The organism is Candidatus Neomarinimicrobiota bacterium (assembly GCA_034716895.1).
Classification (GTDB): Bacteria; Fidelibacterota; UBA8477; order UBA8477; family JABMPR01; genus JABMPR01.
The window spans coordinates 21,772-29,123 of the sequence record JAYEKW010000191.1 but is presented as its reverse complement, the minus strand read 5'-3'; the positions used below and the strand labels follow the sequence as shown (position 1 = coordinate 29,123).

General features: G+C 42.2%; 6 protein-coding genes. All 6 read right to left on the bottom strand.

The features are described 5' to 3' along the window. On the bottom strand, positions 1-3,210 hold a 3,210-nt coding region (locus tag U9Q77_11510), incomplete at its 3' end, for an AAA family ATPase (GenBank protein ID MEA3287983.1). Further along, on the bottom strand, positions 3,197-4,273 hold the full coding sequence (locus U9Q77_11505) for a virulence RhuM family protein (protein MEA3287982.1): 1,077 nt from the start codon (positions 4,271-4,273) through the stop codon (positions 3,197-3,199). The genes U9Q77_11505 and U9Q77_11510, both read right to left, overlap by 14 nt. Next, entirely contained in the window at positions 4,263-5,504 is a 1,242-nt protein-coding gene (locus U9Q77_11500; GenBank protein ID MEA3287981.1) for an exonuclease SbcCD subunit D C-terminal domain-containing protein, read from the bottom strand. Before U9Q77_11500 ends, U9Q77_11505 begins: the two co-directional genes overlap by 11 nt. A 255-nt stretch (positions 5,505-5,759) precedes the next feature. Further along, a complete protein-coding gene (locus tag U9Q77_11495) occupies positions 5,760-6,083 on the bottom strand; it encodes a hypothetical protein (GenBank protein ID MEA3287980.1) in 324 nt (107 codons plus the stop codon). A 528-nt stretch (positions 6,084-6,611) separates the two neighbouring features. After that, the gene (locus U9Q77_11490) at positions 6,612-6,860 is read right to left on the bottom strand and encodes a hypothetical protein (protein ID MEA3287979.1); all 249 of its coding nucleotides are present in this window, start codon (positions 6,858-6,860) and stop codon (positions 6,612-6,614) included. A gap of 116 nt (positions 6,861-6,976) precedes the next feature. Continuing rightward, positions 6,977-7,321: a nucleotide pyrophosphohydrolase gene (locus U9Q77_11485; protein ID MEA3287978.1), complete on the bottom strand. Its 345-nt coding sequence runs from the start codon at positions 7,319-7,321 to the stop codon at positions 6,977-6,979. Positions 7,322-7,352: the final 31 nt, after the last annotated feature.

Below are 7,352 nucleotides of genomic sequence, written 5' to 3'. Positions count from 1 at the left end.
TCCACCAGAGATAGGGTCAATACTGATCTGTGTGCTTATTCTTTCCTTTAACGCAGGAATATGCGAGATAATGCCAATTAACTTCCCGTCCTGGTGCAAACTAGATAAGGTTTCCAATGCCGTTTCTAAGGTCTCTTCATCCAATGTACCAAAGCCTTCATCTAGAAAGAGCGAATCTACTCTAACTTTCCGACTAGCCATTTTTGATAACCCTAAAGCAAGTGTCAGACTCACAATGAAACTTTCACCACCTGATAGATTTTTTGTGGATCTGATTTCACCAGCTTGATAATTGTCCACAACATTCAATTCAAGCGGCTGTTTATCATCACGGATCAACAGGTATCGATCTGTCATTTTTTCAAGCTGCTGGTTGGCATGCGATACCATGAGCTCAAAAGTCAATCCCTGAGCGAAATTACGATATTTTTTACCGTCAGCTGATCCAATAAGATCGTGTAGTTTCCCCCAGCGGCGACACTCAGTCTTTTGAGCTTCAATTACCGCCTGTTTTTCCTTTATCCGTTCCTTGGCAGCTATATTCTCACTCAGCTGGTGTTTGAGACTGGCAATTGTGTCTCGCAGCGCTTTCAGTGATTCTTCATGCGCCTTCAATTGCGGTTCCAGTTCATCAAGGGATTTGTCAGTAACCTTTTTGGTCGTTTCAGTGGCCAAGCGGGTCTCCCGATCTTTTTGTCTGGCCACAAGATCCGTTTGAGCATTGTCCAGCTCCTTTGCCCTGTAAGACAATGCTTCCCGCTCTTCATTCGTCAGTCTGGCTTCAAGGAACTGCTTCTCATTTGAAAATCCAGCCGGTTCAAGTGCTGACGAGAAGTCAGTTTCCGCTTTTTTCAGTTCCGGCAGTCTCTGTTCAATCTGCTTTTTCAGGGATTCGACCTGTGCTTTTGCTGTGTTGAAATTCTGCTGCAGCTCAGTATTCAGGATTCTGGCTGTCTTTTCTGCATCCTCTACATCTGCAACGGCTTTATTCAGGCGATCTTCTTCATCATCAGGAAATTTGTCACCATATAATTTCTTCCGATCATCCATTTTTGAGGAATATTCACCCTTCAACCGCTCCAGACTTTCCTGCTTTTCAGTCAGGGCTTTGCTTTGAGTTTCAATCACGGCATTCAGATGATTTATTTCAGTATCGATGGTTGCCGCCTGTTTTCCAGTTTCGTCCTTTTTACTGATCTGTTCCTGCCACGCATTCAGTCGTGATTTGAGAGACTCAAGCAGTGCTGATACTTGTCCTTCCCGTATTTCAGTGATTCCAAGCGGCTGAAGCTTTTGGGATACTGCCAGCTTCAATTTCTCGAAGCCAGTCCGAAGTATTTTGAGACCACCCTTCAACTCCGCGAGGGCTTTCTCAGCGACCTGCTTATCATTGGCTGCCCTGGTTTCCAACTTCTCGATTTCATTTAAATTCTTACGGGCAACAGCTTCCACCTCTTCCAGGTTCTTGATGGTCGCTTCCTGATCCTCAGTCCTAGTGATCAGCTTGGTCAGCGTTTCGATCTTCTGCTCAATTTCATCGGATACCGGAACATTCCCTTCGGCAAAAGGATGTTCTTTTGAGCCACAAAGAGGACAGGGTTCACCGTCTTCCAGTTTAGTCCTGTGCTCTTCAAGCGCAGCGATTCTTGCCTGGTATTCTTTTTCCTTTTGAAGCGCTTCTTTTTCAGCACGATATTCCCGAAGCAGTTGATCCCCCAGCAATTCAGCTAAGCTTTCATTTCCTTGCTGAAGCTTTGTTGCTGCTTCCTCAAGCTCTTTCTTGCTGGCAGTGCATTGCTTTGCAGCAGCACTATGTTTCTTTACTGCCTCCTCCGAGGCCGTATCAACATTCTTGAAATCAGTTTCTTTCTGAGCGATCTCCCTTTGTCTGGCGAGCAGATTATTAAACTGCTCTTCAATACCGGCCAGACCACTAATCAGCCACTCATCCTGTGCATGCTCTTTGAGATATTGTTCTGCAGTTTTCTGTGTTTTTTCAGTCTCGGATCGCTTTGTCTGCTCTTTAATTTGAGACTGCTTATCTGCATCAATCTTTGTCGCATCTTTCTTGCAGCTCGCTTCACTTTCTGAAACTGCTTTGGCCTGATCCGCAATTTTTTCATCGAGAGAACGAACTTCTTGAATCACCTGTGCTTCTGCCTTCAGATCCTTTTTAGTCTTGAGGGTGAGTTGTTCGGCTGCCTTCAGGGATTCAGCTTGTGTATTTGCGGAGACCTCCAGTTCAGGAAGTGCCTTTTCCTCAGCCTCCAGAGATGTCTGATCGCCTGATTGTTGCTTTCGGGTTGCAGTGAGTGTTGCATAGGATCCATCCAGTGAAGCGGCATTTATGGCCTGCTCAAGTTTGCCACGTTCCGGTTTGAAAACCTCAATATCGGTCTGCAGCTTACCAGCTTCCTGTGTAAGGCTTTGGATTTCTTTTTTCAAACTCTCAATGGCGGTAAGCCAGGTTATGGCTTTGTCTGTTTTGGTTGCTTTACCGATTAGTTCCTTTTCCTGTTTCTGCGTTGCCTCAAAGTCTTGTTGAATCTCTTTTTCCTGCTCCTTCTCCAGAATAGTTATACCAGCTGTTTCTGCTTGTAGGATGTTGAGTTTATCACGCTCATCTCGTTGACGTTCATGCACCCGCCTTGATATTTCCGTATAGATTTTGGTTCCGGTGATTTGTTCAAGAATTTTGGATTTCTCTTCAATATTTGCTTTGAGAAATGTATCAAATCCACCTTGAGCAAGCAGAATGGATCTGGTAAAACGATCAAAATCCATTCCGGTTTTTTCTTCTATGGCTGTGGCTACACTCCTCAGCTGACTCTCAATCACTTGACCATTTTCAATACCTTCAGAAATTTCATGCTGTGGACTCTGCAAATCACCACTGGCAGATTTTCGAGCGCGGTGCTGACTCCAGTGACAGCGAAACCGACCTGAACTGGATTCAAAAAGCACTTCAGCATAGCACTCTCCAGTCTGCCTGGACATAATCTCATTACCACTTTTTGTAATTTTTCCTAACCTTGGGGTGTGGCCATAAAGGGCTAAACAGATAGCATCAAGGGCTGTTGATTTGCCAGCTCCCGTGGGTCCGGTAAGGGCAAAGATTCCATTTGTTACATATTCCGGGTCTGTAAAATCTATGAGCCATTCACCATAGAGTGAGTTAAGGTTTTTAAATCTGAGTTCAAGAATCTTCATGCTGCTTATCACTGACTGGAGGCTTTTGTTTAACTGCTGACTCGATCAGCTTTAATTTTTGTTCGGCTTCAATAAAATGTTTTTCAGCTTCTGTTGGCTGGTTCAGCTGCTTTAAGCGGAATGCTTCATATTCTTCATGAGCCTTTTTTATAGCTTTTTCATGGCTGATCTTCCCGGTATGGGTAAGTAGCGCTCTTCCGGTCATAGTTAAAAACTGCTGCAAACGTTTGACCCAGTCCTGCATGGTCATGGGAATCTGATTCAAAGCCTGAATTTCAGCGATTTCCAGATAAGCTGTCACCATGCGATTAAGAATCGATAATTCTGCTTCATTGAGGTAATTCTTGGCAATTTCGACATCACGCTTGAGCAGCTTGTTTCCAGAGAAATTTGTAACCCCCATATTCGCTTGCCCTGCATCGGCACGACCATAAATCAGTTCTGCAGCTGTATGACCATGAGCAGCCCAGTGCATTTTGTTTTGAATCTGTTTGAAAAACACCCTGGCAGCATCTGATTGAGGATCATAATCAATACTCGTGGCGTAGATATCCAACACTTTGCGCCAAAAGATTTTCTCCGAAGAACGAATATCCCTGATGCGAGCCAACAGCTCTTCAAAGTAACGGCCAGCTCCAGGTTCTTTCAGGCGCTCATCATTAAGAACAAAACCTTTTTTGATAAACTCGGTCAACTGTTTTGTAGCCCAGATGCGAAAGCGGGTTGCTATTTGACTTTTTACCCGGTATCCCACAGAAATAATCATATCCAAATTATAATAATCTAACTGACGGTTTACTTTACGTTTACCCTCGGATCGAACTGTCAAGTATTCCTTGACAGTTCGATCCGGTGATAATTCATACTCATCAAAAATATTTTGGATATGAAGACTGATGTTTTGTTTTGTCGTTTGGAAGAGTTCAGCTATCATTTGCTGGGTCATCCAGACTGAATTATCCTCAAAGCGAACATTCAGCTTTACATCTCCATTTTCCGTCTGATAGACCAGGAACTGTCCTTGGGATGTTTCCTGTTTTTGTGTGTCTTCATTATTCTGCATTTTTATCTTCTTCCTGTAAGCTCATAATTATTTCATTGTAGGAGGAGATCAACTCCTTACGATCCTCAACAAGAATATCAAAAGTATCCAGACACCGCTCGAACACATCCTGCTCATTCAGGTCATCAAGGGTTTCATTTTGTTTGGTGGCGTTCAGCACCTTTTTGAACATTCTCTGATTCTTGATTCGGCGAATTTCCAGTTCAGAATTAGCCAAGGCTGTTTCGAACGTTTCTCGTAGATTTCCGATTAAATCAGAACCGGTATATTCAATCTCCAACCAGGCATTGCTTCCAGCTTGTTTCAATTGCTCTATCCTAGAATGAATTTCATCGAGGGAACCAACAATTCTTTCCAAAGGCTGAAAGCAGGGCACCTTTATATCATGTATTGTGGGTGTCTTTCCGTCAAATTCTACTACGATTACCTGCTTGGTTTGTTTGGCTTCACCATAGCCCATGGGGATTGGGGAACCGCTGTAACGGATATGCTCCGTTTTCCCTACCCTCTGGGGAATGTGAAGATGTCCAAGAGCCAGGTAATCAATTGAAGCAGGAAAGGCGTCAGTCCCTAAATGCGCCAAGTTACCAATGTATAGATCTCGGACTCCATCTCCATCCATGGTCTTGCCACCTGATGTAAAGAGGTGTCCCATGGCGATAATTGGCACATCAAGATGATCACTATCCAGAAAATCTGATTGCTTTTGTTCTGCCAAGTCACAAACATCTGCATAATGTTTTTTTAGACCGAGAGCAAGTTTGGCATTTTTATCTTCAAATGTTTCCCCTGATTCTACGGTACGGATATCTTTATCACGCAAGTAGGGTGCAGCACAAACGATGGCTTTTGGAAGATCGTGTTTATCCTGCAACACGATGACTTCATCTTCAGGATTCTCCGATCCCTCGCCAACTACATAAACACTTAATGCCCGTAGCAGTTCTTTTGGGGCATTCAGGAATGATGGTGAATCATGGTTTCCTGCAATGACGACAATATGTTGGCAACATGAGTTAGAAACCTTACTCAGGAATCGATAATATAAGTTCTGTGCCAGGTTACTGGGGGTACTGGTATCAAAAACATCCCCAGCGATAAGTAAGGCATCAATGTGCTCGCTCTCAATAGTGGCGCTAAGCCAGTCCAAAAATGCAGAGAATTCATCATAGCGTTTTCGGCCGTAAAGGGAGCGACCGAGGTGCCAGTCTGAGGTGTGTAGGATTTTTATTTTACTCATAATATTTCCATGTGAATATCATTCCCATGTCCAATTTATACTATCCATCCAACATCGGGAAATGTTACCGTTCAGAATACTTCCTTGAATTGCCCTTCGATTTATAAATCGGGGATTTCAATGTATGCAGCTCCATCTTATTTCCAGCAACTTTTATTGGATGATATGGCTTTCTCTTTACGGTCGGGAAGCCGAACGCGGGTGTAATATTTGTTGTGTTTCTTTACGAGTGACGCCATCAGTTGTTTATTCGGTTATTCCTTTTACGTCTGGAGCAGAGCTATTAAGAGCATATTTAACATTCTTATATCCACCAGCCGATGGTTGATACTTCCTTAAAAATCCTCGTTCAACCCACTTTTTAAGCAATCTTGAGACAGCAGATCTGTCTGTAAGCCCAGTCAACTCCCGAACCTTGGCATTATTAATGTACCCCCCTTGCTCCTCTAAATAGGAGTTCACCTTTTCCCACTCTGATGCCCGCTCTCCATTAAACAAAATAACGTTTAGGGAGTCTTGTGTATGAGGATATGTCCAAAATACTGGAGGGTACATATTAGCGTTATTCATTTCCACCCTCATTGCCCTAACACCCTCATTTTGGTCTAAATTTGGTGGTGATGCAAACTCTCTTAAATAAATTTATCCATCAGCATATACCCATTATTTGCAAGTATTTTATCCATAACTTAATTAAATATAATCAGTTTGTTTTTATTTGCACGATACTTTGCAAGTAAAATGATTAATACTAAATGTCAGTTGCTGAATATTCATATTAGGTTCTTTTTCACACAATTGATTCAATAAAAATGCCTAAGCAATACCCAGGCATTGTCTTCCGTATCTCATAACCAGCAAAAGCTGTTATTATTGAAAACTTGATTAAGAGATGAGTTTTGAGGCACATTTTGCTAGTGTCTCGTTAAGCATATTCCTCCCGATGACGCAACCAAGCCATGTCTACCGAAGGTAGATCTTGTTCGTTTTCCAATTACCCATCTCTTCCAGTCCTTTTTGAAATCTGAATATATACAGATCATTCAATTTTGTATTCTTTACTCTTCCATTCATGTTTATCTAGTGAGTGAAGTCATATTACCATTCGTCAGGTTTTTTAAGAATATATCCATCAGCTTTTTGAACATCGCAGGGAAATTGACTGTCAGCTATTTTTTTTCTACCTATGACCAAAGATCCCTTTGCCACAATGGCGACCGTATTGTTATGTCGTTTCGGAGGGAATGCAACAAACACTCTTTTTTGATGAAAATTGCTATGTACTGCTTTAATGGAACCAACCAGGACACGTTCCTTTTTTACATTTTTTCTTGGTTTTGCTTCCATTTTCACCTAGTTTTTCCCATAACAGCGCTGGGGATAGCATCTCCAGTCCGACGCTCCGCAAGGAGCGTTTCTTTTTCTGGCAACAATAATCATAAGAACTTTATTAAAATCGAATATCATAACTCAGTATATTTTTTTGAGTTGCCCTTCGATTTATGTACTGGATATTTCTTAGCATTGAGCTTCATTTTCTCACGTACAACTTCTATTGGATCAATCCCGGTCACGTCACAAAAGCGAAGCAGATAGATTAAAATATCCCCCACTTCATTCTGAATATCTTCAATCTTTTCATTCACACGCTCAGCTGATTTTTCAGCTGATGTCCACAGCATTATCTCCTGCAACTCTGAGACTTCAATACCGAGTGCAACTGCCAGATCTTTGGGATTGTGGAATTGTTCCCAGTCGCGTTCCTGGGCAAATTTTTTAATCTCTAATACAAGTTCATATATTTCCATGTTGAATAACTTCTTTCTTAATCAACGTTAA